The sequence below is a fragment of the Xanthomonas sp. NCPPB 3959 genome (assembly GCF_056675575.1).
Genome location: NZ_JBWWVR010000004.1, coordinates 170,958 through 195,500 on the forward strand (window position 1 = coordinate 170,958; position 24,543 = coordinate 195,500).

19 protein-coding genes are annotated in these 24,543 nt (G+C 64.8%); 6 read left to right on the forward strand and 13 right to left on the reverse strand.

The features are described 5' to 3' along the window. Positions 1-101: 101 nt before the first annotated feature. The 6 genes from AC1KVG_RS06825 to AC1KVG_RS06850 form a co-directional block, all read right to left on the reverse strand. The gene (locus AC1KVG_RS06825) at positions 102-2,135 is read right to left on the reverse strand and encodes a phospholipase D family protein (RefSeq protein ID WP_481093884.1); all 2,034 of its coding nucleotides are present in this window, start codon (positions 2,133-2,135) and stop codon (positions 102-104) included. Then, positions 2,132-2,704 carry a YceI family protein gene (locus tag AC1KVG_RS06830; RefSeq protein ID WP_023902099.1) on the reverse strand — a complete coding sequence of 191 codons (573 nt, stop codon included), beginning with the start codon at positions 2,702-2,704 and terminating at the stop codon, positions 2,132-2,134. Before AC1KVG_RS06830 ends, AC1KVG_RS06825 begins: the two co-directional genes overlap by 4 nt. Positions 2,705-2,707: 3 nt before the next feature. Then, entirely contained in the window at positions 2,708-3,184 is a 477-nt protein-coding gene (locus tag AC1KVG_RS06835) for a SixA phosphatase family protein (protein ID WP_023902098.1), read from the reverse strand. 14 nt (positions 3,185-3,198) lie between these two features. Next, positions 3,199-3,831, reverse strand: coding sequence for a ParA family protein (locus tag AC1KVG_RS06840; protein WP_006449221.1), 633 nt, complete (start codon positions 3,829-3,831; stop codon positions 3,199-3,201). 331 nt (positions 3,832-4,162) lie between these two features. Then, positions 4,163-5,080 (reverse strand): AEC family transporter, encoded by a 918-nt coding sequence (locus AC1KVG_RS06845; protein WP_481093885.1) that lies wholly within the window; start codon positions 5,078-5,080, stop codon positions 4,163-4,165. A 657-nt stretch (positions 5,081-5,737) separates the two neighbouring features. Continuing rightward, positions 5,738-6,376 (reverse strand): tetratricopeptide repeat protein, encoded by a 639-nt coding sequence (locus tag AC1KVG_RS06850; protein ID WP_317060859.1) that lies wholly within the window; start codon positions 6,374-6,376, stop codon positions 5,738-5,740. A 163-nt stretch (positions 6,377-6,539) separates the two neighbouring features. Between AC1KVG_RS06850 and AC1KVG_RS06855 the strand changes: the two genes are divergently transcribed. From AC1KVG_RS06855 to AC1KVG_RS06865, 3 genes are all read left to right on the forward strand, one after another. Continuing rightward, a complete protein-coding gene (locus AC1KVG_RS06855; protein ID WP_481093886.1) occupies positions 6,540-10,247 on the forward strand; it encodes an indolepyruvate ferredoxin oxidoreductase family protein in 3,708 nt (1,235 codons plus the stop codon). Positions 10,248-10,371: 124 nt separating this feature from the next. After that, a complete protein-coding gene (locus tag AC1KVG_RS06860) occupies positions 10,372-10,929 on the forward strand; it encodes a type II toxin-antitoxin system Y4mF family antitoxin (RefSeq protein ID WP_481093887.1) in 558 nt (185 codons plus the stop codon). Then, complete coding sequence (locus tag AC1KVG_RS06865; protein ID WP_481093888.1) at positions 10,926-12,203, forward strand: type II toxin-antitoxin system HipA family toxin; 1,278 nt, start codon at positions 10,926-10,928, stop codon at positions 12,201-12,203. Before AC1KVG_RS06860 ends, AC1KVG_RS06865 begins: the two co-directional genes overlap by 4 nt. Before the next feature lie 58 nt (positions 12,204-12,261). On the opposite strand, the gene egtD is transcribed toward AC1KVG_RS06865, so the two are convergent. Continuing rightward, a complete protein-coding gene (gene egtD, locus AC1KVG_RS06870) occupies positions 12,262-13,248 on the reverse strand; it encodes an L-histidine N(alpha)-methyltransferase (RefSeq protein ID WP_481093889.1) in 987 nt (328 codons plus the stop codon). Next, positions 13,245-14,534: an ergothioneine biosynthesis protein EgtB gene (gene egtB, locus AC1KVG_RS06875; protein WP_481093890.1), complete on the reverse strand. Its 1,290-nt coding sequence runs from the start codon at positions 14,532-14,534 to the stop codon at positions 13,245-13,247. Before egtB ends, egtD begins: the two co-directional genes overlap by 4 nt. A 65-nt stretch (positions 14,535-14,599) precedes the next feature. Between egtB and AC1KVG_RS06880 the strand changes: the two genes are divergently transcribed. Further along, the gene (locus AC1KVG_RS06880; protein WP_481093891.1) at positions 14,600-15,781 is read left to right on the forward strand and encodes an aminotransferase class V-fold PLP-dependent enzyme; all 1,182 of its coding nucleotides are present in this window, start codon (positions 14,600-14,602) and stop codon (positions 15,779-15,781) included. Between the two features lie 121 nt (positions 15,782-15,902). On the opposite strand, the gene AC1KVG_RS06885 is transcribed toward AC1KVG_RS06880, so the two are convergent. From AC1KVG_RS06885 to AC1KVG_RS06900, 4 genes are all read right to left on the reverse strand, one after another. Continuing rightward, on the reverse strand, positions 15,903-17,375 hold the full coding sequence (locus AC1KVG_RS06885) for an ABC transporter permease/substrate-binding protein (RefSeq protein ID WP_481093892.1): 1,473 nt from the start codon (positions 17,373-17,375) through the stop codon (positions 15,903-15,905). Further along, positions 17,372-18,109 (reverse strand): ATP-binding cassette domain-containing protein, encoded by a 738-nt coding sequence (locus tag AC1KVG_RS06890; RefSeq protein WP_268213675.1) that lies wholly within the window; start codon positions 18,107-18,109, stop codon positions 17,372-17,374. The genes AC1KVG_RS06885 and AC1KVG_RS06890 overlap by 4 nt, the downstream gene beginning before the upstream one ends. Positions 18,110-18,169: 60 nt before the next feature. Next, a complete protein-coding gene (locus AC1KVG_RS06895; RefSeq protein ID WP_481093973.1) occupies positions 18,170-18,493 on the reverse strand; it encodes an EF-hand domain-containing protein in 324 nt (107 codons plus the stop codon). Positions 18,494-18,554: 61 nt separating this feature from the next. Beyond that, positions 18,555-19,760, reverse strand: coding sequence for a DesA family fatty acid desaturase (locus AC1KVG_RS06900; RefSeq protein ID WP_481093893.1), 1,206 nt, complete (start codon positions 19,758-19,760; stop codon positions 18,555-18,557). Between the two features lie 151 nt (positions 19,761-19,911). Between AC1KVG_RS06900 and AC1KVG_RS06905 the strand changes: the two genes are divergently transcribed. Then, the gene (locus AC1KVG_RS06905) at positions 19,912-20,757 is read left to right on the forward strand and encodes an ABC transporter ATP-binding protein (protein WP_481093894.1); all 846 of its coding nucleotides are present in this window, start codon (positions 19,912-19,914) and stop codon (positions 20,755-20,757) included. Positions 20,758-21,034: 277 nt separating this feature from the next. Continuing rightward, positions 21,035-22,072, forward strand: a complete 1,038-nt coding sequence (locus AC1KVG_RS06910; RefSeq protein WP_481093895.1) for a patatin-like phospholipase family protein — start codon at positions 21,035-21,037, stop codon at positions 22,070-22,072. A 79-nt stretch (positions 22,073-22,151) separates the two neighbouring features. Here the strand turns inward: AC1KVG_RS06910 and AC1KVG_RS06915 are convergent, their stop codons facing one another. Then, positions 22,152-24,356, reverse strand: coding sequence for a TonB-dependent siderophore receptor (locus AC1KVG_RS06915; RefSeq protein WP_481093896.1), 2,205 nt, complete (start codon positions 24,354-24,356; stop codon positions 22,152-22,154). Between the last annotated feature and the right edge of the window lie 187 nt (positions 24,357-24,543).

The following is a 24,543-nucleotide window of genomic DNA, read 5'->3' on the forward strand; positions in this document are numbered from 1 at the left end:
TCAACTGTCGCTGACTGCCCTGATTGATCCAGGCGCAGTTCCGTCTCCGCGCCAGAGACATATCGTCACGATAGCGGCCAGTGAGCGGCGCGCCTATGCGATCACAGAATCGGCACCAGCCCGGCACCGAAGGCGGTCAGCATCCGCACCAGCAACCACTTCGGGCCGACGTTGACCTCGGGGAAGTCGCCCACCGCCACGTAGCACTGCCGGAACTGCGGGTCCTGGCGCTTGAGTGGAAACGGGCAGCCGGGGCCAGGCTGGAATTCGTAATTGGTGGCATAGCGCCAGGGCCAGAAATCCAGCACCGGCAACGATTCGGACACCTTGCCCACGCTGTAGTTCAGTCCGCTCAGCACCGGCGGCTTTTCGCGCGAGGCCACGGTCCAGGCATTTTCCGGGGCGATGTCGCGCTCGATGCTGGCGGCCAGCGCCTGCGCAAAGCGCGCATCGTCGATCACCACCGCCGCTTCGGTGTTGTAGTTCTCGCTGCGCGGGTCGAAGTTGTGCGTGCCGATCACGCCGATGCGCCGGTCCACCACCAACGACTTGGCATGCAGGCCCATGCGCGCGCCGGCGCGGGTAACCGGCAGCGGCTTGTTGACCGCACGTGTGCCCAGGAACGAGGGCCGCGTTTCGGTACGCAGCACACGCCGGTCGACCTCGCTGCCGCCGGGCGCACGTCCCGCGCCACCACCGCTGCCGCGAATGGCACTCCCCGGTGTTCCGCCGCCACTGTTGCTATTGCTGCCACCGCTGCCACGCACCGCGTTGCCGGCCGCACTGCCGCTGATCACGCGATTGATGCTGCTGTCGCCCTCGACCGGCTCGGCGGCCTGCGGATTGAGCGGGTCGGGCACCAGATTGGCGTAGTCCACCGGTGCATTCAGCGGAAATGGCTTGAATTCGTAGATGTTGAAGCCCAGCTCGCGCAGGTTGCGGCGTTTGAACTTGTACGACAGCGCATACACGATCGGGTTGTCGGTGGCCGCCAGGCTATTGCTCGAGACCACGATGCGTGGCGGCTGCGGGCGCGTGCGCAGTGTGCGGAAGATCGCCTGTGCCTCATCGGACAACACCAGATACGGCGTCTGCAGCAGCACTTCCTGCTGCGCACCGGCGATCAGGCTGTCCAGCTCCGGCGCGGTGGACACCGCCTTGGCGGCATGTTCCTTGCGGTGTTTTTGCGGCAGGTCGGCCACATACAGCACGCGCTGTACGGGCATGGCCGGGGTCACGAACGCATCGCGGATGAATTGCGCATCGCGCGCCTCACGGTCGACGCGTGCCACCCGCTCCGGTCGGCGGATGTCGGCCGGCGGCATTTTCGGCGCGCCCTGTTCCAGCAGCAGGCGGCCGACATCGTTCAGGCGTTCGGCGGGCACGCTGCGCTGCGCGCGCCAGAACGCGTCGAAATTGGCTGCCATCGCACGCACTTCCGGGCCGGCCAGAATCACGTCGCGGTCGCGGAAGTTGTATTCGCTGTCCCAGTCGAAATAGTCGTCCTGGTAGTTGCGGCCGCCGACCACGCCGAGCACATCATCCACCACCAGCAACTTGTTGTGCATGCGCTGGTTGAAGCGACGGAAACAGCACACCACGCTGCCGGCATAGTCGAAGTAGTTGAGTTTGACCTTGCCGAAAGTGGGGTTGTAGATACGCAGCTGCAGATTTTCATGGGTGCTGGACAGCGCGCCGAGAATCTGCAGATCGGCGATCGCCGACAGCTGGTCGATCAGGATGCGCACCTTGACCCCGCGCTGCGCCGCGTCGATCAGTGCATCCAGCACCATGCGCGCGCTGTCGTCCTTGTCGAAGATATAGGTCTGCAGATCGATGCTGCGGGTGGCGCTGCGGATCAGATTCAGCCGCGCGACCAACGACTCTTCGCCACGATCGACGATGGTGGCGTAGTGCCGCGGCGCAGCCGCAGTGGAGCTGGTGATCGCCTCGCCACCCAGCGCGCGCAGCGGCGAGGACAGCGCACAGCGATTGGCTTGGGTGCAGCTCACCAGCGTGCTGCGCGCGGCAGAAGCCACGCCTGCCGCACGGTTGCGTTCGATTTGCGACAGGCCGGCGCATCCGGTGCCGAGCAACAGCGTTGCCAGCACAAGCACCCTCAACAGGAAACTCACGGGCGCCGCGCCTCCTGCAACCGCCCACGCAGAACGAACGTTACCCTGTCGCCCAAGGCCATCTGCCACGCATTCATTCCGTAACGTCCACGCAGCACCGTCCCACGACTGATCACGTCGCAATCATAGCCCGGCCGCGCGCATTCAGCTGGCGCCACATGCAAGGTCTCGATGTGCGTGATTCCGCGAATGGTCAGGTTGCCGGTGATGTCGCCCCCCTGCTTCACGACCGCTTCGGTGTAGGGAAGCGACTCGAATTCCACCACCGGGTACTGGGCGACATCGAAGAAATCCTCGCCGCGCATCCACGCGGTGTAGCGGTCCTTGCCGGGGATTTCCACCTGGGTGGCGTCCAGCCGGAAGCGCACCTGTTGGCGTTTGTCGGGCAACTCCACCAGCTCACCGCGAAAACGCGGGAAGAACCCCTCGATCTTCATGCCGAAGCGCGTTCTGATCTCGAACCCGAAGCGCGATTGCACCGGGTCGATGGAATGCACCTTCTGCTGCGCCATACAGGGCAGAGCGACCCAGAGCGCGAGCCAGGCGTACCAGCGCAGCGACGATGACACGGATCAAGGCCACCAGAAGGCGGTCAGGCGGGCGATTCCCGGTTCGATGGCGGCCTCCAGCGGCAGCGCCAGCAAAGCGATCGCGGCGGTGGGCATGCCACGGTAGTCGCCGGTCTGGCCGCTGTGCATCAGCGCTGCCAACCGCTCCAGCCCGGGGTTGTGGCCCACCAGCAGCAAACGCTCGGCGTCGCGGTGTTCGTCCACCAGGCTGGCCAGGGTGCCGGGCGTCGCTTCGTAGATGCGCTCGTCCAGGCGTTGTTCGATATAGCCGGTGAGCTCCAGTACCGCCTCCAGCGTCTCGCGGGCGCGCCGGGCCGGCGAGCACAACACGCGGTCGGGCACCAGCCGCTGCTCGCGCAGCCAGCGGCCGGCCGATTCCGCCTCGGCAATGCCGTGCGGGGACAGCGGGCGGTCCAGATCGGCCTGGCCGGTATCGGCCGGCTCGGCGTGGGCGTGTCGCAACAAGATCAATTCGCGCATAGAAACTATCCGGTTTAGGCCTTCTTGAGCCACTTGAACAGCGGCTCCCAGTCCTGTTGATGGTCGCGCACCTGCGCCGAGCGGTAATCGAACAAGCTGCGCCCCAGCCCGGCCATGACCACGTAGGCCTGGGTGTCGCGCAGCTGGGTCACCAGCGGATACGGCCAGGTGCCGATCATCTCGGCAGCCTGTTGCGAGGTCTGGGTCCACGGACGGGCGCGATTGAGCACCAGGCCCACCGGCAATTTGCGCTGGTGCACGCGCGGCACCTTGGCCAGCGTGTTGAGGAAGCCCACCACCGCTTCGATATCCAGTGCAGAGGACAGCACCGGCACCACGATGGCATCGACGTGGTCCAGAAATCCGCTCAGGTCGTCGGCCATTGCCCCGGCCGGGGCATCGATGATCAGCTGATCGGTGCCATCGGGCACTGCGGCCTGCCAGTTGCGACGGCGGGTGGCGTCGATCGGCAGCACCGCACTTTCCAGACTGGCGCGACGCTGCGCCCAGCGCGTGGACGAGCCCTGCGGATCGGCATCTGCCAGCACGGTGCGCTGGCCCTGCAAGGCCGCATGTGCGGCCAGATTGGTGGCGATCGTGGTCTTGCCTACGCCGCCTTTGGAGCCGGCCACCAGGACTGTCTTCATGCACGCCTCGCTTCCGGGAGCAAGCCGGCAGCGTACACCGCGGCACGGTGAGGAAGTAGTCGAAAGACGTTAAACCGCTCGACTGCCAGCCGGGCGATCTTCCAACAGCCGTGATCCATGCTCGGAAAATCCCTGTGCAGCGCGCGTGCGCAGCAGCTTCTGCGCGACCTGCGCGCCTGCGTCATGACCTCGCGCGCTGTGGTGTCAATTGGCGGCTCTGCATGCAGCGCATTGTCATCGCAGTGCAGCATTGGCTGCGAGGCTAACGCGGGTGCGCGTTGAACCTGCGATGCGGCAGTACCGAAGTGGCAGCGCAAGTTCGCGCCTGGCATCACGCCACCAGACGTGCCAGCAACCAGGCCCAGGCAGGCAAGGTCAGTAGCGACAGCAGGATGCTGTAGCCAACCATCGCTGCGGCCAGGCGCGGTGCCAGCCGATGCGAGATGGCCAATGCGGCGGCAGTGATCATGGTGGGCATGGCCGATTCGAGGACGTTGGTCTGCAACATCGCGCCATGCAAGCCGAGCGCCCAGGACAATGGCAGCGCCAGGACCGGCATCAACGCAAGTTTGAAGACCAGCCCCACTGCCAGCGGTTTTAACTCGTCCGCAGGCAAGCGCAACTGCAGCGAAAAGCCGACCGCCAGCATCACCAGCGGCAGCATCGCATCGGCCAGGCTCTTCAATCCCGAACCGATCCAGGTCGGCGGCTGCTCCGGCATCAACGTCAGTGCGAACAGCAGCGCCCACAGCGGCGGAAACCGCAGCACCCGCAGCAGGATCATCCGCGCGGTAGGCGGGGTGTCGCCGCTATAGCGCGCCAGCACATACAACCCAAACGTGGACAGCAGCACGAAAGTGCCGAACTGGTCGTAGACCACCGCATACGGCAGCGCGTGATCGCCGATCAACGCGCGCACCATCGGAAAGCCGATGAAGCTGGAGTTGGTGAACACCACGCACATCAGCAGCGCAGCGTATTCCTCGCGCTTGAACCGAAACAGGCGGCTACAGCCCCACAGCAGCGGCACGATGATCGCGGTCAACACCCACGGCGTGGCGATCACCCCACCCAGCGAAGCATCCAGATGCAGGCGCGGCACATAGGTCAGCACCGAGGCCGGCAGGCAGATATACAACACGATGCGATTGAGCACGTCGGCGCTGTTGTCCGGCAGCACCCGCAAGCGGGCGAACAGCAGACCCAGCCCCAACATCGCCAGAATCAACGCAAATGCATCCACCGCCATGGCGTGATCGTGTCCGTTGGAAAGCGATGCACAGGATCGCATAGCGCGCAGCACAGGCATCGGCGGAGGGCTGGCTTGGCATCGCGCTAACCCGAAGCAGCGAGACTTCCATCGTTTGCCTATCCGAAACCAGTGTGTCGAGTACGCGGTGTCCTCGCCGCTCGCGGGACAAGCAGTAAACCCGTCCCTGGGGGCTCGGTGGCGGCATCCATGCCGCCACACGATCCCGCAATCGGCGAAGACACCGCACCAGAGAGTTAGTCGGTGGCTATTTTAAAACCATGCACACCGACACTCTCGACTGGTCCTTGCCCGCTCACCGTCGCGGGACCTTACGCGGCATGGATGCCGCGTAAGAGCCTACACGGACGTACTTGCGGCGTGTCCCGCGATGGTGAGCGGGCAAGGGCCCTGCAGCCAAGCCACAGATCAGCCGCTCTGCAACTGATCTCTCCACCTTCGACTCATGTCACCGGGTCTACGTTTCAAATCCTGGCGGTTTCGCTCGGTCGCCCAAAAAAAGTACGTCGAATATGCGGAGCCCTCGCCTCGTCAAGGCGTTGGTCGTTGGCTGGATGAAAAAGCCTGCCTATTGCGCAGATTCGGCTAATGCAGGGCATCGCGCTGCGGCGGTTAACTGCAGCGCGATGCCAAGACTTACGGAAACGCCGGCGGGTTCGCCTGCCACGCAGCGAAAACCTCGGCCAGGCTGGCACGCTCTGCTTCGCGCCAGTCCGGCAGCAGGCTGGCGTAGTTGGCGGTGCTGCTCCAGCGTTCAGGCCAGGTGCGCACGGCGGCGGCATACCACTCGACCGCTTCCTGCTTGCGCCCGGCACGCCACAGCGCCAGCGCTGCGGTCGTGGGCAGCCATTGCGGCGCGGCCGGACGGCCGTTGGCCAGGTTGGCCCACAGCTGCAAGGCCTTGTCGGCCTTGTCGGCACGCAACAGATCCCAGCCATAGTTCCAGGTGATAGCACGATATTGCTGGCTACCACTGGAAACCAGGCCCAACGCCCCCTGGTAAAGCTCGTCGCCTAACTGGGTGCGCCCACCGGCATAGGCCAGCGAGGCCAGTTGCGCGCGCGGCTCGGCGGCACGTGCGTCACGCTGCACCATCGCGGCCAGGCGGTCGACCACCGCATCGCCCTGCCCCTGCACGGCGACCACGGCTTTGGTGGTGCCGCGGTCTTCGTCGAAATAGAACTCCTTGGGCTTGGGCAGGCTCTGCGCTTGCGCCAACGACCACACGCTCCCGAGCAGGGCCAACGCAATGGCCCATGCGAACTTCGTTCTCACTGGTTTTTCCCCTTGCGACACACGACAAACCCCAACCCTGTCCCATCCTAACCTCAGTGTCGCTGCGATGCACACCCGGTGTGCCAGGCATGTGAATAGCGGCTGTTACAATTGTTAGGCCGTTTTGGAGCCCTGGGTTCCAGCCACCCTTTCCGGGCAAGCCATGACCAGTACTGCTGCACTCTCTTCCCCCGACTCTGCCAACACGCCGGAGCTCGGCCAGGTGGATGCGGATTACACGCTGGAGCACAAGTACACGCGCGCCGATGGCCGCATCTACTTGTCAGGCGTGCAGGCGCTGGTGCGGCTGCCGTTGATGCAACGCCTGCGCGATGACGCCGCCGGCCTTGCGACTGCCGGCTTCATCAGCGGCTACCGCGGCAGCCCGCTAGGCGGTTTCGATCTGGAGCTGTGGCGCGCGCGCAAGCATCTGGACGCGGCCAGGGTGACCTTCACCCCCGGCCTCAACGAAGACCTGGCCGCCACCATGGTCTGGGGCACCCAGCAGACCAATCTGTTCCCCGGTGCCAAGGTGCAGGGCGTGTACGGCATGTGGTACGGCAAAGGCCCGGGTGTGGACCGCAGCGGCGACGTGTTCAAGCACGGCAATGCCGCCGGAACTTCGCCATATGGCGGCGTACTGGCGCTGGCCGCCGACGACCATGCCTGCCGCAGCTCGACCCTGCCGCACGGTTCGGAAGAAGAATTCGTCAGCGCGATGATGCCGATCCTCAACCCGGCCGGGGTGCAGGACATCCTGGACATGGGCCTGCTGGGTTGGGCGATGAGCCGCTATACCGGGCGCTGGATCGGCTTCAAGACCATTGCCGAGACGGTGGAGTCTTCCGCGTCGGTGGATGTGGATCCGTTCGCACGCACCATCGTGCTGCCAGAGGACTTTGCGTTGCCGCCAGGCGGCTTGAGCATCCGCTGGCCGGACCCGCCGGTGGATCAGGAAATGCGTCTGCACCGCTACGCGATCGCCGCCGCGCAGGCATTTGCGCGCGCCAACGGCATCGACCGCGTCGTGCTGGATTCGCCGCACGCACGCTTGGGTATCGTCACGACCGGCAAGAGCTATCTGGACGTGTTGCAGGCGCTGGAATACCTGGGTCTGGATGCGCAGGCGTGCGCGCAGATCGGCATCCGCGTCTACAAGGTCGGCATGACCTGGCCGCTGGAGCCGGTGGGCATCAGCGCGTTTGCGCAAGGGCTCGAAGACATCTTGGTGGTGGAGGAGAAGAAAGCCTTCATCGAGCGCCAGATGAAGGAGCTGTTCTACAACTGGCCGGCCAGCGCCGGTGCGCGGCCGAGCATCGTCGGCAAATACGACGAGCACGGCGCGTGGATTTTGCCCTCCACCGGCGAGCTGACGCCGGCCACGATTGCGGCGGTGATCGGCAAGCGTATCCAGCGATTTGCGCTTCCATCCAGCGCGATGACCGACTCGATCGAACAGCGGCTGCGCTGGATGGACAGCAAGGAAGCCGAAATGGCCTTGCCGCGCGCGCTGTTTCCGCGCGTGCCGCATTACTGCTCCGGCTGCCCGCACAACACCTCCACGGCGGTGCCGGAAGGCTCGCGTGCGCTGGGCGGCATCGGTTGCCATTACATGGTGACCTGGATGAACCGCTCCACCGACACCTTCACCCACATGGGCGGCGAAGGCGTGACCTGGTCGGGGCAGGCGCCGTTCACCGAGACGCCGCACGTGTTCCAGAACCTGGGCGACGGCACCTATTTTCATAGCGGCTCATTGGCGATCCGCCAGTCGGTCGCCACCGGCGTCAACATCACCTACAAGATCCTCTACAACGATGCGGTCGCCATGACCGGCGGCCAGCCGGTGGACGGCACCCTCACCGTGCCCGACATCGCCCATCAACTGCGCGCCGAAGGCATCCACGCCATCGTGGTGGTGAGCGACGAGATCGGCAAATGGACGCGGCGACGCGATCTGTTTCCCGCCGATGTCGCCTTTCATGACCGTGGCGAACTGGATGCGGTGCAGCAGCAGTTGCGCACGGTCAAGGGTGTGTCGATCCTGATCTTCGATCAGACCTGCGCCACCGAAAAGCGCCGCCGGCGCAAGCGCGGCAAGCTGGTGGATCCGCCCAAGCGCGTCATGATCAATTCGCTGGTCTGCGAAGGTTGCGGCGATTGCGGCGAAAAGAGCTTCTGCGTGTCGGTGCTGCCCAAGGAAACCGAATTCGGACGCAAGCGGCAGATCGATCAATCCAATTGCAACAAGGATTATTCCTGCGTCTCTGGCTTTTGCCCGAGCTTTGTCACCGTGCATGGCGGCAAGCCGCGCAAGGGCAAACAACGCGATGCCACCGCGCTGTTCGACACGTTGCCCGCGCCGCCACAACGCACCACGCTGGAACAACCCTGGAATATTCTGATCACCGGCGTCGGCGGCACCGGCGTGGTGACCATCGGTGCGTTGCTTGGCATGGCCGGGCACCTGGAAGGCAAGGGCGCCACAGTGCTGGATCAGACCGGCCTGGCGCAGAAGGGCGGCGCGGTGACAACACATATCCGCATCGCACGCCGACCGGCCGATATCCACGCGGTGCGAATCGCTGCCGGCGAAGCGGATCTGGTGCTGGGCTGCGACATGGTGGTGGTCAACGATTACTGGGCCCTGTCCAAGGTGCGCGATGGCCGCACCCAGGTGGTGCTCAACACTTATGAAGCAATGCCGGGCAACTTCACCACCCAGCCGGACCTGCAGTTCCCCGCTGCTGAGATCATCGCTGGCGTGCGTACCGCATTGGGCGGCCAGGAGCCGCTGTTGCTGGATGCCACGCAACTGGCCACCGCGCTGCTGGGCGATGCGATCGCCAGCAACCTGTTCGTGCTCGGCTATGCCTGGCAACACGGGCTGGTGCCGTTGTCGCATACGGCGCTGATGCGTGCGATCGAGCTCAACGGTGCGGCGGTGGCGATGAATCAGCAGGCGTTCGCGTGGGGGCGATTGGCCGCGGTCGATCTGCCGGCAGTGCGGCGTGCTGCGGGCTTGCCGAGCGTGGGCGACTCGGCCATCGCGCATGGCGAGGTGCCGCAAGCGCGTGCGCCCGGCAGTTGGGAAGAGCACGATCTCAGCGGTCAGAGCGCGCCACGTGCGTTGGCGCAAAGCACGGGCAACACGCTGCATGGCGATGTCGATGCGCCGACGCATCCGCTTGACGACGAGCAGCTGGCGCAGTCGCTGGATGAAGCCATCGCGCGCCGCGTCGGCTTTCTGACCGATTATCAGGATGCCGCCTACGCGCAGCGCTATCGCGCCCTGGTCGAACGCGTACGCACGCACGAGGCGCAACGTGCGCCCGGCAGCAGCGCATTGAGCGAAGCGGTCGCGCGTTATGCCTTCAAGCTGATGGCCTACAAGGACGAATACGAAGTGGCGCGGCTGTACACGCGCGGCGACTTCCAGCGCCGGCTGCAACAACAATTCGAAGGCGACTACACGCTGCGCTTCCACCTGGCGCCGCCGTTGCTGGCAAAGAAGGATGCGCACGGCAACCTGATCAAGCGTGAGTACGGGCCGTGGATGTTCAACGCTTTCAAGCTGCTGGCGCGGTTGAAGTTCCTGCGTGGCGGCACGCTCGATGTGTTCGGCTATAGCGCCGAGCGGCGTAGCGAACGCCAACTGATCACTGATTACGTTGCAACGGTGGAAACGCTGCTGGAGCGCCTGGATGCCGACAACGTCGGCCTGGCCGCACAGATCGCCAGCATTCCCGAGCACATCCGCGGCTATGGCCATATCAAGCACGCGCATCTGCACGAAGCCAAGGCACGCGAGGCCGCGCTGCTGGTGCAGTGGCGCAATCCCAAGGCGCTGCATGTGGTGCAGGCGGCTTGATGTCGCCGAACGGTTACATCGCGTATATGTAACCGAACGAACTCATTCGCCATCACAGCGCGGTCCGGGGCTTAAGGTGTTGCAAATCCCAAGCCGAATGTAAGCGAACGGTGACATTGAATCCATGTCGCCGATCGCTTACATTCAGACCATGGACACTGTGCGTACCCCTGCCGACATCGGCAATGTTATCCGCGCCACTCGCAAGAGCCGGGGCTGGGATCAGGCACGTCTGGCCAATGAAATCGGCGCGAGTCGGCAGTGGATCGTCGATATCGAGAAAGGCAAGCCACGCGCCGAGCTGCAACTGATCCTGCGCGCGCTGCAGGTGCTGGGCCTTGAGTTGCTGCTTGTCCCGGGCGGCGCCGATGCTCGACGTCGTCTTCCACCCGATCGCGCATCCATGCCATCGATCAACCTGGATGACATCGTCGAACGCAATCGCACCCAGCGTCCGCTCAGTTCGCTTTACGCGTTGAAGAACGTGGGCAAGCCGAGTGCATTCCATGTCCTGGAACCTTCGCAAAGCGCCGGCCCGCGCAAATCGCAGCAGCCGTCTGCAGAGGCAGCAGAGACTGATGCGGCGAATTCACAAAACGCTCGTGCACCAGACATCGGTAGCAAGACCACACCTGCCACACCAAAAGCGCGATCAATCAGCAGGAAGAAGAAGACCGAGTGAAGCTGATTGCACTGATCGGTAGCCAAGTGGTCGGCCAGTTGGATGCCGACGCTACTGGCCGTGCGCGATTTGCTTACGACCCTGCCTGGCGAGCATCGGCGAATGCGATACCGCTTTCGTTGAACATTCCGCTCAGCCGGGAGCATCACCCAACCGATGCGGTCAACGCGGTGGTCTGGGGCTTGCTACCCGACAATGAAACCACCTTGCAACGCTGGGCATCCAGATTTCAGGTCTCGCCGCGCAACCCGTTGGCGCTGTTGTCGCATGTTGGCGAGGACTGTGCCGGTGCGGTGCAATTCGTCACTCCAGCCCGGCTTGAGGACGTCATGTCCGGCGCCAACGACAGCATCGAGCCTCTCACCGAGAGCGCGTTGGAAATGCGCCTGCGCAGGCTGCGCCAGGATGTCGGTGCAGCACGCCAGATCGACGACGTCGGTCAATTCAGTCTAGCCGGCGCGCAGGCCAAGATTGCCTTGCTGCACGACGGACAGCAGTGGGCCATCCCGGCCGGACGCATTCCAACCACGCATATCCTCAAACCACCCAGCGGCGAATACGACGGCTTCGTCGAGAACGAACTGTTTTGCCTGCGCCTTGCGCGCAAGATCGGCCTGTCGACTGCAGCGGGCCAGGCGCTGAGGTTTGGCGATGAGACGGCCATCTGTGTCGAGCGCTATGACCGCATCGCAACCCAGGGCACGCTGCTGCGCATCCATCAGGAAGACTTCTGCCAGGCATTGGGAGTGATGCCGCAGATCAAGTATCAAAACCAGGGTGGCCCGGGACCAACCGAGATCGCGCAGCTGCTGTGGATGCATTCCTCGCACGCGCGGCAAGACGTTGAAAGCCTGTTTCAGGCCTTGGTCTTCAATTACCTGATCGGCGGCACCGATGCGCATGCGAAGAACTATTCGTTGTTGCTTGGCCAGGCGGGACAAGTGCGACTGGCGCCGCTGTACGACATCTCCAGCGCCCTGCCTTATCCGCATCTGCAACAGCGCAAGCTCAAGCTGGCGATGAAGATCGGCAGCCACTATCGCTGGTGGGATGTCCGTTCAAGCGATTGGCAACAGCTTGCGCTGCAGATGCGCCTGGAGGCATCGGCTTGCCTCGCGTGGATGCGCCTGGCTGCCAATCAGCTGCCGGACCACGCGCAGGATCTTGCTGTCGAACTTCGAAACGAAGGCGTCGAGCATCCAATCGTGGACGCGCTGGTGGACGCAATCCACGCCGCATGTCAGCGGGCGCTCAAACTACTTCAATCAGTTTGAGGCACCGACACGGCCATCACGTCGCCAAGCACCGATAACATTCGAAAAAAGCAGCCGGTTACAGCGGCCGCAACAAGCGCAAGCCAAACCAGTCCTTGGCATCGTTCCAGCCGTGCGTGACTTTTAGCCCGGCGGCAGCGGCAAGCTCGGCAAAACGGGCGTCGGTGTATTTGTAGCTGTATTCGACCTGCATCGCCTCGCCTTCGGCAAAGTCGAAGTCCTTGCCGCCTACGTGCACGTGCTGGGCGCGTTGACTGATCAGAAACGTCTCGATGCGGCCGCGTTCGCGTGCATACACCGCATGGTGACGGAAGCCCTCCAGATCGAAATCGCTGCCAATCTCTCGGTTGAGCCGCGCGAGCAGATTCAAGGTGAATTCGGCAGTGACGCCAGCGGCATCGTTATAGGCAGCCTCGATCAGCGCGGCATCCTTGTCGAGATCGATCCCGATCAACGCGCAGCCATCGCTGCCCATGGTCTGGCGCATCGCATCCATCAGCTCGATGGCAGCGGCGTCGGTGAAATTGCCCAGCGTGGAACCGGGGAAGAACACCAGATGCCGACGCGCCGGACGTTGCGCATCGGGCAACCGCAGCGGCTTGGTGAAGTCGGTGCACACCGGCAGCATCTGGATCTGCGGAAATTGCTGGGCCAGCCGCGCGGTGCTGTCGAGCAAGGCGCTGCGCGAGATTTCCAGCGGGGTATAGGCCACCACATCGCGCAGGCCCTGCAGCAGCAACTCGGTCTTGCGGCCACTGCCGCTGCCGTATTCGACCACATGCACCTCGGGGCCGATCGCCTGCGCGATCGCCGGCATGCTGGCTTCCAGCAGACGCAATTCGGTGCTGGTGAGGTAATACTCCGGCTGCTGGGTGATGGCTTCGAACAACTGCGAACCACGCGCGTCGTAAAAGTACTTGGACGGCAGCGTCTTGGGCGTCTGGGCCAAACCCGCCAGCGCATCGGCGGTGATGTCGTCCGGTTGCGGTTGCAGATCGGTCAGCGCGGCGTGAGCGCGTTGGGTGGCGTGGGCGGCGGCGTTCAAGGCAGATCCTTGGCAAGGCGCACGCCGGCAAACTGCCAACGCGCATCGGATGGGAAAAAGTTGCGGTAACTGGCGCGGATATGGCTGGCCGGTGTGGCACAACTGCCACCGCGCAGCACCCATTGCGCATTCATGAATTTGCCGTTGTATTCGCCCAGCGATCCGGGCCACGGCGCGAAACCCGGATACGGCAGATACGCACTGCCGGTCCACTCCCAGACATCGCCGAACAACTGCTGCAGGCCGGTATCCACCGCTTCGGCGCCGCGTGGATGCAGCGCGTCGGTATCGACTAAGTTGCCTTGCACCGGCACACCGGTCGCGGCTTGCTCCCACTCGGTTTCGGTGGGCAGACGCGCGCCGGCCCAACGTGCGAAGGCATCGGCTTCGAAGAGACTCAGATGGCACACCGGTGCATGTGCATCACGCGCGCGCCAGCCATCAAGCGTGAACTCGCGTCCATCTGCATCCCAGTACAACGGACGCTGCCAGCCCTGCGCCTGCACCATCGCCCAGCCATCGCTGAGCCAGGAGCCGGCGCTGCGGTAACCACCAGCGTCGATGAATTCCTGGAATTCGGCATTGCTGACCACGCGATTGGCCAGCGCATGCGCGCCGACCAGCACACGGTGACGCGGCGATTCGTTGTCGTAGGCAAACGCTTCGGATTGCGGCCACGCGGCTGCACCGATCTCCACGATCTGCTCGTCGCGCGCATGCCAGCGCAGCGTGCTGGCAATGGCGGCGGGCGGTGCGGGCGCATCGCGATAGGCCGGCTGCAACGGATTGCTCCACAGCGCATGCTTGATGTCGGTGAGCAGCAACTCCTGATGCTGCTGCTCATGCTGGATCCCGAGTTGCACGATGGTGCAGGCCTGGGCGTCTAATTGCCCATCGCGCAAGCGCTGCTGCATCTGTGCATCGACCGCAGCGCGGTAATCGCGCACCTGTTGCAACGAGGGCCGCGACAACACACCGCGACGCGCGCGCGCATGCATCGGGCCGACGCTTTGGTAGTAGCTGTTGAACAAGAAATCCCAGGCCGGATCGAACACGCGGTACGCAGGATCTGTCTGCAACACGAAGCGTTCGAAGAACCAGGTGGTATGCGCCAGATGCCATTTACTGGGGCTGGCGTCGGGCATGCTCTGCACCATCGCGTCTTCGGCGCTCAGCGGTGCGGCGAGGCGATCGCTCAACGCGCGGGTCTGCGCGAAGCGTTCCAGCAGGGTCAGCTGCTGTTGCTGGTGGTCGACCAGCACGGGGGAGAGTGCAGACATGAGCATATGCTTGAGGAGCGACCGTGAACGCGCCGTGTCGGCAGCGTGGCAGCCAGCGGTAAGCTGTGGTCATGTCCACGTCTTCCCTGTCCAGCCTGCTCCCCTCCCCCATCGATTGGGCACATCGGCAGCAGGCATTCGCGTTGCCTATCGACATCACGTATCTGGATGCCGCCTCGCGCGGGCCGCTGTTGCGCGCCGTGCAAACGGTGGCGCACCAGGCCATCGACGCGATGGCCACACCCTGGCGGCTGCCGTTCGATGCGTGGCTGCACGACATCGAATGTTTGCGTGCGCTTGCCGCTGGCTTGTTCGACCACGACACCGATGGCGTGGCGATGCTGCCCTCGGCCGCGCATGGGCTGGCCACTGCCGCACGCAACCTGCCGCTGCAACGCGGCGAGGCGGTGTTGCTGCTGGAGGGACAATTCCCGTCCAACTTGCTGATCTGGCAACGGCGCTGTGTGGAAGTCGGTGCGCATATCGTGGCGGTGCCGACGGCCAGCGGCGACGCACTCACCGATGCGGTATTGCAGGCGATTGCCGACACCCCTGCGTTACGCATCGTGACGCTGCCGCATGCGTACTGGCTGGATGGGCGGCAACTGGACCTGGACCGGATCAGCGCAGCGGTGCACGCGCGCGGCGCGGCATTGGTGCTGGATCTGAGCCAGAGCCTGGGCGTGCTGCCGACCGATCTACCGCGCTGGCAACCGGATTTTGTGGTCAGTGTCGGCCACAAATGGCTGCTCGGGCCGATGGGATTGGCCTGGCTGTGGGTGGCACCGCAGTGGCGTGCGCACGGCGTGCCGATCGAAGAACACTGGATCGGCCGCGATGCCGGCAGCAGTTGGGACTTTCCGGTCGCCAAAGCGCCGCCGTACCACAGCGGTGCACGACGGTTCGATGCCGGCGGCGTTGCCGATCCCTTGCGGATCGCGATGGCGACGGTGGCATTGCAGCAAGTCACCGCATGGCAACCGGCACGCATTGGGCAGGCGCTTGGTGCGCTCACTGCGCAGTGGGATGCGGCCTTGCACGCACGTGGTCTGGGCGGCTGGTGCACGCCTGGGCATGCACCGCATCTCACGGCCTTGCAGCCGCCAGCAGATCAGCTGGATGCAGTGGCGGCAACGTTCAGCAAGCTTGGTGCGATCTGCACACGGCGACACGGACGTTTGCGTATCGCACCACACATGAGCGTCACCGAGAATGCGCTTTCACGCTTGATTGCGGCGCTGCCAAACGAATGAAGCAGTAAGCCTGCCCTCGTAGGAGCGGCCTTGGCCGCGACGGGGCGTTACCGGGGTAAAGCCCTGTCGCGGCCAAGGCCGCTCCTACGTGTTCATGGCGAACATAGGGTTGCACTGCCACTCAACCGCGCTGGCTGAGCCGCAATCCGCGCGGCGTCACCCAGCGCTCCAGGCCTTCGAACGCCGCCTGCACCAGCAGTGCAAGCACCGCCGCGGGAATCGCGCCTTCCAGAATCAAGCCGATGTCGTCCAGGCGAATACCGGTGAGGATCGGCTGGCCGTAACCGCCAGCACCGATCAATGCGCCCAGCGTGGCGGTGCCGACGTTGATCACCGCTGCGGTCTGGATGCCGGCCACGATCGTGCGACGCGCCAACGGCAACTCCACGCGCCATAAGCGCGTCCACGCCGGCAGCCCGATGGCCTGAGCGGTCTGGCGCAGCTCGCGCGGGATCGAGGTCAGCCCGGCGTAGGTGTTGCGCACGATCGGCAGCAGGCTGTAGAGAAACAACGCGGCAATCGCCGGTTTGGCGCCGATGCCGAACAGCGGAATCATGAAGACGAACACCGCCAGCGATGGCAGTGTCTGCAGCACGCCGGTCAACGACAGCACCACCTGACCGAGCCGTGGCCGCCACGCCGCCAGCACACCCAGCGGCAACGCAATCACCAACGCAAAGCCCAACGAGATGCCGACCAGGGCCAGATGTTCGCGCGTGTGCCGCAGCAGGCGCGTGATACGCGAATCGGCTTCGGATGCAGGCGTGACGCCCAGCCATTGCGCTGCCACCGCCGCCTCGGACTGACGCTCCAGCTTCACCTGCGCGTTGAGCCGCTGCATGGTCGCCTCGTCGATGCGGCCTTGCAGCCCCTGCAATGTCTTCAGCATCACCGGTGCGCGTTGCGCCAGGTCCTTGCGATACAGAAACACGGCCTGGTACTCGGGGAAATACCGACGGTCGTCGCGCAGCACCTGCAAGTGGTAATACGGAATTTCCGCATCGGTGCTGTACAGATCGGTGACTTCGATCGCCCCACTCTGCAGCGCGCGATAGGCCAGATCGTGATCCAGCCCGGTCGCAGTCTGCGGCAATGCATACGCCGCGCGCACGCCAGGCCAGCCATCGGCGCGTTGCATGAATTCGTTGCTAAGGCCGATGGTGAGCGTTGGATGCCGTGCAAGATCCGACATCGTCGCGATACCGAGCGCCTGTGCGCGTTCGGCACGCATGCCGAAGGCATAGGTGTTCTGGAAGCCGAGCGAGTCGGTCATCGCCAGTCCGCGCGCGTCCAGTGCGGCGCGCAGTTCGGCCTGGCTGGCCTTGGGCAACTGCAGCAGCTCCTGCGCCAGCGTGCCGGTGTATTCGGCATAGGCATCGATCTGCCCGGTCTCCAGCGCGCGCCACAGGATGCGGGTGCCACCGAGCTGCGCGCGGTGCTGCACGTCCACGCCATCGCGCTGGCCGGCAGCGGTGGCGATCTCGCCCAGCAAAACCGCTTCGGTGAAGTTCTTCGAGCCGATCGTCACCTGCGCGGCATGCGCGCCGGCACTGCAGATCAGTACACATAGTGCGAGCAACACGCGCGCGATCATGCGGCCTCGCCGATGCTGCGTTGCGCAGTGAGAAAGCGTTGCACGAACGGATCGGCCGGATGTTCGAGCAAGCTGCGTGCACTGCCCTGCTGCACCACGCGGCCGGCGCGCATCAGCACCAGGGTGTCGGCCAGATAAGCAGCTTCGGCCACGTCATGCGTCACCAGCACCACGGTCTTGCCGAGCTGGGCGAACAGTTCGCGCATCTGCGCTTGCAGGTCGTAGCGCACGATGGGGTCGAGTGCGCCGAGCGGCTCGTCCAGCAGCAAGGCCGGTGGATCCAGCATCAAGGCGCGAATCAAGCCCACGCGCTGGCGCTGTCCGCCCGATAGCTCGGCCGGGTAGCGCTTCAATAAGTCCGGCGGCAACTGGCACAGCGCGCACAAGGTCTCCAGGCGCTCATCGATGCGTTGCCGCGCCCAGCCCAGCGTCTGCGCCAGCAACACCACATTGCTGCGCGCATCCAGATGCGGAAACAGCCCGCCTTCCTGGATCACATAACCGATGCGTTGCCGCTGCGCCTGCAGGCTGGCGCGTTGCAGCGGCGTGCCGTCGAAGGCGACCGTGCCGCTGTCGGGCCATTCCAGCCCCACCAGCATACGCAGCACGGTGGACTTGCCGGCGCCACTGGGGCCGATCAAGGCGGTGGTGATCCCGCTGGCGAATGTCAGCGTGACTGCATCGAGGGCAATGGCCTGGCCGTAGCGGCGGCTGACCTGGTCGAGAGTGAACATGTGCACGAGCTTGCCGGGCCTGGCGTCAGGCGAGCGCGAAGGCAAGCGTGCCGGCGCACATCACCGCGGCGGTGCCAGCAACTCGCGCGCGCTCAGATGACCATCGCCGTTGGCATCCTGCCGCGCGAAGCGCTCGATCAGCGTAGCGCGATGGGCCGCGCGGGTGATCGGCTTGCCGCGACGACCCGGCAGTTCATCGCCCTGCAGCACGCCGTCGTGATCCAGGTCGCGCTGATCGAAGGCGTAGCTCATCCAGGCCAGATATTCGTCGCGGCTGACACGTCCATCGCCGTCGGTATCCATGCGCTGCAGATATTGCTGGCTGTCCTGCACCTGGGCCTGCGCGACAACCGCCGGAATGCATGCCCCACACGCCATCAGCATGCTGCGCACGATCAAGCCATGCGATCCACGCGCGCGCGCATCGGCACGCGTGCCACTACGCTTAAGACCCACTCAGCGCATAACCCTTGAGCCTTGCCGCATACGCCTGCAAGGCGGCATTGCCGCTGGCTTCAGCCTCGTGACACCACTGCTGCAGGTGCTTGAGCCGTTCGGAGGCATCATGGCTGCGCGCTTCCAGCACGGCGGTCAAGCGCGCGCGGTACTCGACCAGCGTGCGCATGCGCGGGCGCTCGGCCACCCAGCGCTGCAACTGTTCGCGCGCGTCGGGCTTGAGCCAGCGCCCGTCGTCGACCAGGCCCTTGCGCAAGCGCCGCGGCAGCAACTGCCGCAACTTGGCGCCGGTAGCGGCAGCTTCTTCGCGCAGTGCAGGCTTGAGCACGTTGCGCTGGTAGTCGGTCATGGCCTGGAAGCGATGCGACAGCAATGCCTTGAGTGTGTCGGCATCGGGCACGGCGATGTTGGGGCGGATATCCAGCGATGGCGCCACGCGCAGCACCTTGGCCAGGCCCAAGGCCTGCAAACCGCGAATCGCAACCCAGCCGATATCCAGCTCCCAGCGCCGCATCGAAAACCGCGCTGAGCTCGGGAACGCATGATGGTTGTTGTGCAGTTCTTCGCCGCCGATCCACAGCGCCCACGGCGTGAGGTTGGTGGAAGTGTCGGCGGATTCGAAATTGCGATAACCCCACCAGTGGCCAAGACCGTTGACCACACCGGCGGCCCAGAACGGAATCCACGCCATCTGGATCGCCCACAACGCAATGCCCGGCAGACCGAACAGCACCGCGTTGATGACCAGCAACGCGATCGGGCCGGCATTGGCATGCGGGGTGTACAGGTGACGCTCGATCCAGTCGGTGGGTGCGCCCTTGCCGTACTGCTCGATATCGGCACGCTGCGCGCGCGCTTCGCGGTACAGCTCCACGCCGCGCCAGAACACCTGGCGGATGCCCTTGGTCTGCGGGCTGTGCGGGTCTTCTTCGGTCTCCACCTTGGCGTGATGCTTGCGATGGATCGCCACCCATTCACGGGTGATCATCGAGGTGGTCAGCCAGGTCCAGAAACGGAAGACGTGCGCAACGAGCGGATGAAAATCCACACCCCGGTGCGCCTGGCTGCGATGCAGGTACAAGGTCACCGCAAAGATGGTGAGCTGGGTGAACACCAGCAGCACCGCCAGCATGCCCCACACGCCCAACCCGGCCACGCCGGAGGTCAGGAAGTCGATGATCGGATCAGACAACATCGGCAGTTCCACAGCGGCGCCATCTCTTTGGTCGATGCAGACATGATGGGGGCGATGGCGGCAAACTTCACCCTTCGGATGCGTAGGGTGCGCCCTGCATTCCTAAAGCGGTTCACACGTCCCCTTTCCCCACCTAGTTGATGTCATCCGTATGACTGTTGCTGCCGGTTTTTCTGCGACTTCTGCTATTGAAAATGCCGTCCCGTTGATCGAACTCGACCATGCCAGCGTGATGCGTGGCCAGGTGCGCGTGCTGCACGCCTTGAGCCTGCGCATTGCACTGGGGCAACACACCGCCATCCTGGGACCCAATGGCTGCGGCAAATCCTCCTTCATCAAACTGATCACGCGCGAGCTGTATCCGCTGGTGCGTGCCGACGGCCAGCCGGCGGTGAAAGTGCTGGGCCAGACGCGCTGGCAGGTGGATCGCTTGCGCTCGCAGTTGGGCATCGTCACCGGCGATCTGAGCGTCAACCTGGCCGACATGCCGGGGCTGGATGTGGAAAGCGCGGTGCTGTCCGGCTTCTTCGCCAGTTACGTGGTGCCGCCGCATCGCGACGTCAGCGACGACATGCGCGCGCGGGCACGTGAGGCGCTTGCATTGGCGCGCGCACTGCCGCTGCTGGATCGGCAATTTGCCGAGTTGTCGGCCGGCGAAACCCGCCGCGTGCTGATCGCGCGTGCGTTGGTGAACCGGCCGCAGGCGCTGCTGCTGGACGAGCCGTCCACCGGTCTGGATCTGGTCGCGCGGCAACACCTGCTCGACAGCATGCGGCACCTCGCCCAGCAAGGCATCACGCTGGTGCTGGTGACCCACCACATCGAAGAAATCGTGCCGGAGATCGCGCGGGTGATCCTGCTGCGCGGCGGCAGCGTGGTGGCCGATGGCACGCGCGATGCGCTGCTCACCGACGCCAGCCTGTCGGCAGTGTTCGACGGCCCGGTGCGGGTGCAGCGCGATGGCGAGCGTTATTGGGCGACGGTTGGGGAAGGCTGAGTTGCTTGCGGGCGTGGGCTCGGATAGGGACGTGCATCGGGGAGACGTGCATTGGGCAACCGTGCTCGAACCTTCATGAGATCAAGCCCCTCTCCTTGCGGGAGAGGGGTTGGGGTGAGGGTACGGGGCGAAGCCGCACTTGGAACGAGATGGCACGAGGCTTCGCACGTACCCTCATCCGCCCCTGCGGGGCACCTTCTCCCGGGGGGAGAAGGAACAGCAGCGGGTCGCGCGACGCGTGTATTCTCCCTCGCCATCCATCCAACATCCCGTCGCCATGACCGCGCTCCGCCGCCCACGCTTTCTCGCCCTGATGTCGTTGCTCGGTCTGCTTTCGGCCTGCGGCGGTGAACCGCGTCCTGCCATGCCGGCACCTGTCGTGCAGGCGCCCTCTGCCAGCACTGCCAAGCCGGTGAAGATCGGTGTGGCGCTCGGTGGCGGTGCGGCCAAGGGGTTTGCGCATATCGGTGTGATCAAGATGCTCGAAGCCAACGGCTTTGCGCCGGTGGTGGTGTCGGGCACCAGCGCCGGCAGCGTGGTCGGCGCGTTGTATGCCAGCGGCATGGACGCATTCCAGATGCAGGAAAAAGCCGTTGCGCTCGACCAGACCAGCATCCGCGATGTGCGGATCTTCTCCGGCGGGCTGGTGCAGGGCCAGAAGCTGCAGGACTACGTCAACGAGCAGCTCGCCGGTAAACCGATCGACAAGTTGCGCAAGCCCTTCGCCGCGGTCGCCACGCGCCTGGAAGACGGCGAGCGCACGGTGTTCGTGCGCGGCAATGCCGGCCAGGCGGTGCGCGCGTCCAGCAGTATTCCCGGCGTGTTCGAGCCGGTGACCATCGGCCAGTACCACTATGTCGACGGCGGCGTGGTCAGCCCGGTGCCGGTGGATGCCGCGCGTCAGCTCGGCGCGGAGTTCGTGGTGGCGGTGGATATTTCCAGCAAGGCCAGCGGCAAGAATCCTGGCGATCTGTTGGGCACCGTCAACCAGTCGATCTCGATCATGGGCCAGCGCCTGGGCGAGGCCGAACTCAAACGTGCCGATGTGGTGATCCGCCCCAAGGTCAGCGACATCGGTTCGGCCGATTTCAACCAGCGTGGCGCGGCGATCCTGGAAGGCGAGCGCGCCGCGATGGCGGCGATGCCGCAGATCCGCGCCAAGATCGCGCAGTTGCAGGCGCAGCGCAGTAGCGCCACCCGCACGGCGGCCGATCAGGCTGCCGCAGCGAAAGCAGAAGCGTATCGGCGTTGTTTGGAAGATCGCTCGCGCTGGGAGAAATTGCGCGGCAAGGACGCGGCCTGCGTGGCGCCGTGATGCGGCCAAGACTGCTCTTGTAGGAGCGGCCTTGGCCGCGATGCGTTACCTGTAAAGCATCAGCATCATCGGCAACGCCTCAATACCGCCAACGCAACGACACGCTGACAAACCGCGGCTCGCCATAGTTCTGGTAGTCCAGGTTGGCCCAGTAGGTTTTATCGAAGGCGTTGCGCACCGCCAGCGTGGCAGTCCACTGATCGCTGATGCGGTAGTTGGCGTTGAAGTGCACCAAGGCGTACGCGTTCTGCACCACGGTGACCGGTGTGGTGGCACCGCTGCCGTCGCCGTTGGGGCGCTCGATATTGAAACCGCGCACCGCGCTCTGCCAACTGACGCCGCCGCCGATGCTCAGGCGCTCCCAGGCGCCGGGCAGGCGCAGCTGCGTGGACAGCTGCAGATAATCCTCGGGCAGGTTGGCGTAGATCGCATCGGTGGGCGGGCGCGTCACCTTGACGTGGGTAAAGCCGGCATTGACGGTCCAGCCGGGCAGGATCTCGCCGTTGATATCCATTTCCCAGCCACGGCTCTTGGTGCCGTTGATGCCGATGTAGGCCGAATTGCCGTCCGGCAGCGAGGATTCCGGCTGGGTCATGTCGCGCACGGCGAAGTTGTCCTGCTTGGCCTCGAACACGGCGGCGGTGGCCATCGCATGGCCGTCGAGCAACTGCGCCTTGATGCCGGCTTCCAGGTTGGAGCCTTCCACCGGCGCGAGCAGGTTGTTGTCCTTGTCGCGGTAGTTCTGCGGATTGAAGATTTCGGTGTAGCTGGCGTAGAGCGAGACGTCCGGCACGATGTCGTAGACCAGGCCCACGTATGGCGTGACTTCGTCGCTCACTTCGTAGCGGCCACTGGTGCCGGTGTAGGTGCCGCTGGTGTCGAAGGCCTGGGTGCGGGTTTCCCAGGAACTCAGGCGTGCGCCGGCGATCAACGACAGCGGATCGGCCAGACGAAACCATGTGGAGGCATACACGCCGCGCTGGGTGGTGCGCGCTTCGCTGCGCCGGCCGGTGCGCGCATAGGTCACTTCGGACGCATTGCCATCCCAGTTGCGGATGTTGGGAATGAAATAGCAGCGCTCGGGCGGACCGAAGTCGTTGGGGCACGTGGCCCAGTCGTCGGGATAGGTCTGCGCCACGCCATACGAGGTGGATTGCAGATCCTGCCAGCTGCCGCCGACCACCACATCGTGCTGGCGGCCGAACAGCGAGAAACCACCGGACAGATACACATCCACGCTGTCGCGGGTGTCTTCGGTCTCGCCAGTGCCGGTGCGCAGAAACATGCCGCTGCCATCGGCGGCCGGATAGCCGGTGCCGTACACGCGCAGGCTCTGCACATTGCCCTTGGTGTGCGCGGTGTTGACGCGCAACAGCCAGTCCTCGCCGAAGCGTTGTTCCAGGTTGGCGAAGGCGGTGCTGGTTTCGCGCTGCCAGCGGGTCCACTCCGGCGCCAGGTTGGTGGAGCGCGACAGGTTGGCCAGCGAGCCATCGGCGGCGAAGAACGGCACCGTGCCCCAGGTCGAGCCGACCGGGCTGTTGTCCTGGCGCTGGTAACCGACGGTAAGCGTGGTGCTGTCGGTCAGGTCGCCTTCCAGCACCGCCATGCCCGACATCTTGTTGTCGTGGTAACGGTCGTAGTAGTAATCGCGATCCTGCCAGGCCGCCACCACGCGGCTGCGCCAGCGCCCGTCTTCGGTCAGCGGTGCGTTGACGTCGGCCTGCATGCGGCGGAAATCCCAGGTGCCCGCGCTCACCGCGAACGAGGCATCGAACTCCTTGCCGGGCCGCTTGCGCAGCAGATTGACCGTGGCCGAGGGAATGCCCGCGCCGGTGAGCAGGCCATTGGCGCCGCGGATCACTTCGATGCGGTCGTAAAAGACCGTGTCGTATTCCTGGTTGGTGGAACCGCTGTAGGTGGGCAAGCCGTCGACCTGGAAGTCGGTGATCTGGAAGCCGCGCGCGAAATACAACGGACGCTGGGTGTCGTAGAACGACACGTTGACGCCGGTGACATTACGCATCACATCGTCGATGCTGAAAAGCGACTCGTCTTCCAGCCGCTGCAGCCCGATCACGCTCACCGACTGCGGCGTTTCCTGCAAGGTCAGCGGCAGGCGCGTGGTGGTGGCCGGCTGCGCGCGGCTCACCGTGCCGTTGACGTTGACCTGGTCCAGCGTCTTGGCGCTGGTGGCATCGGCAGCGTGGGCAGTGGACGTCGTCATCGCCAGCGCGCACAGCAAGGCGGCGGACAGCGTGGCCAGAGGGGCGGAAATCGCGGGCATTGGAGGGGTTCTCATCGATCGGTGCGGACGCTGGGCGTCAGGAAGCTGCAGGCAGGCGTGCGCGTCCCACTCGGGCGACGAGCTGGCTGGCCCTGCGGGGCTGGCGGATCGACGGGGAACGACATGACCGGACGCGGCCAGAATTTATGCAAATGTAAATCGTTAGCGTTTGAGAGGCAAGTCACAG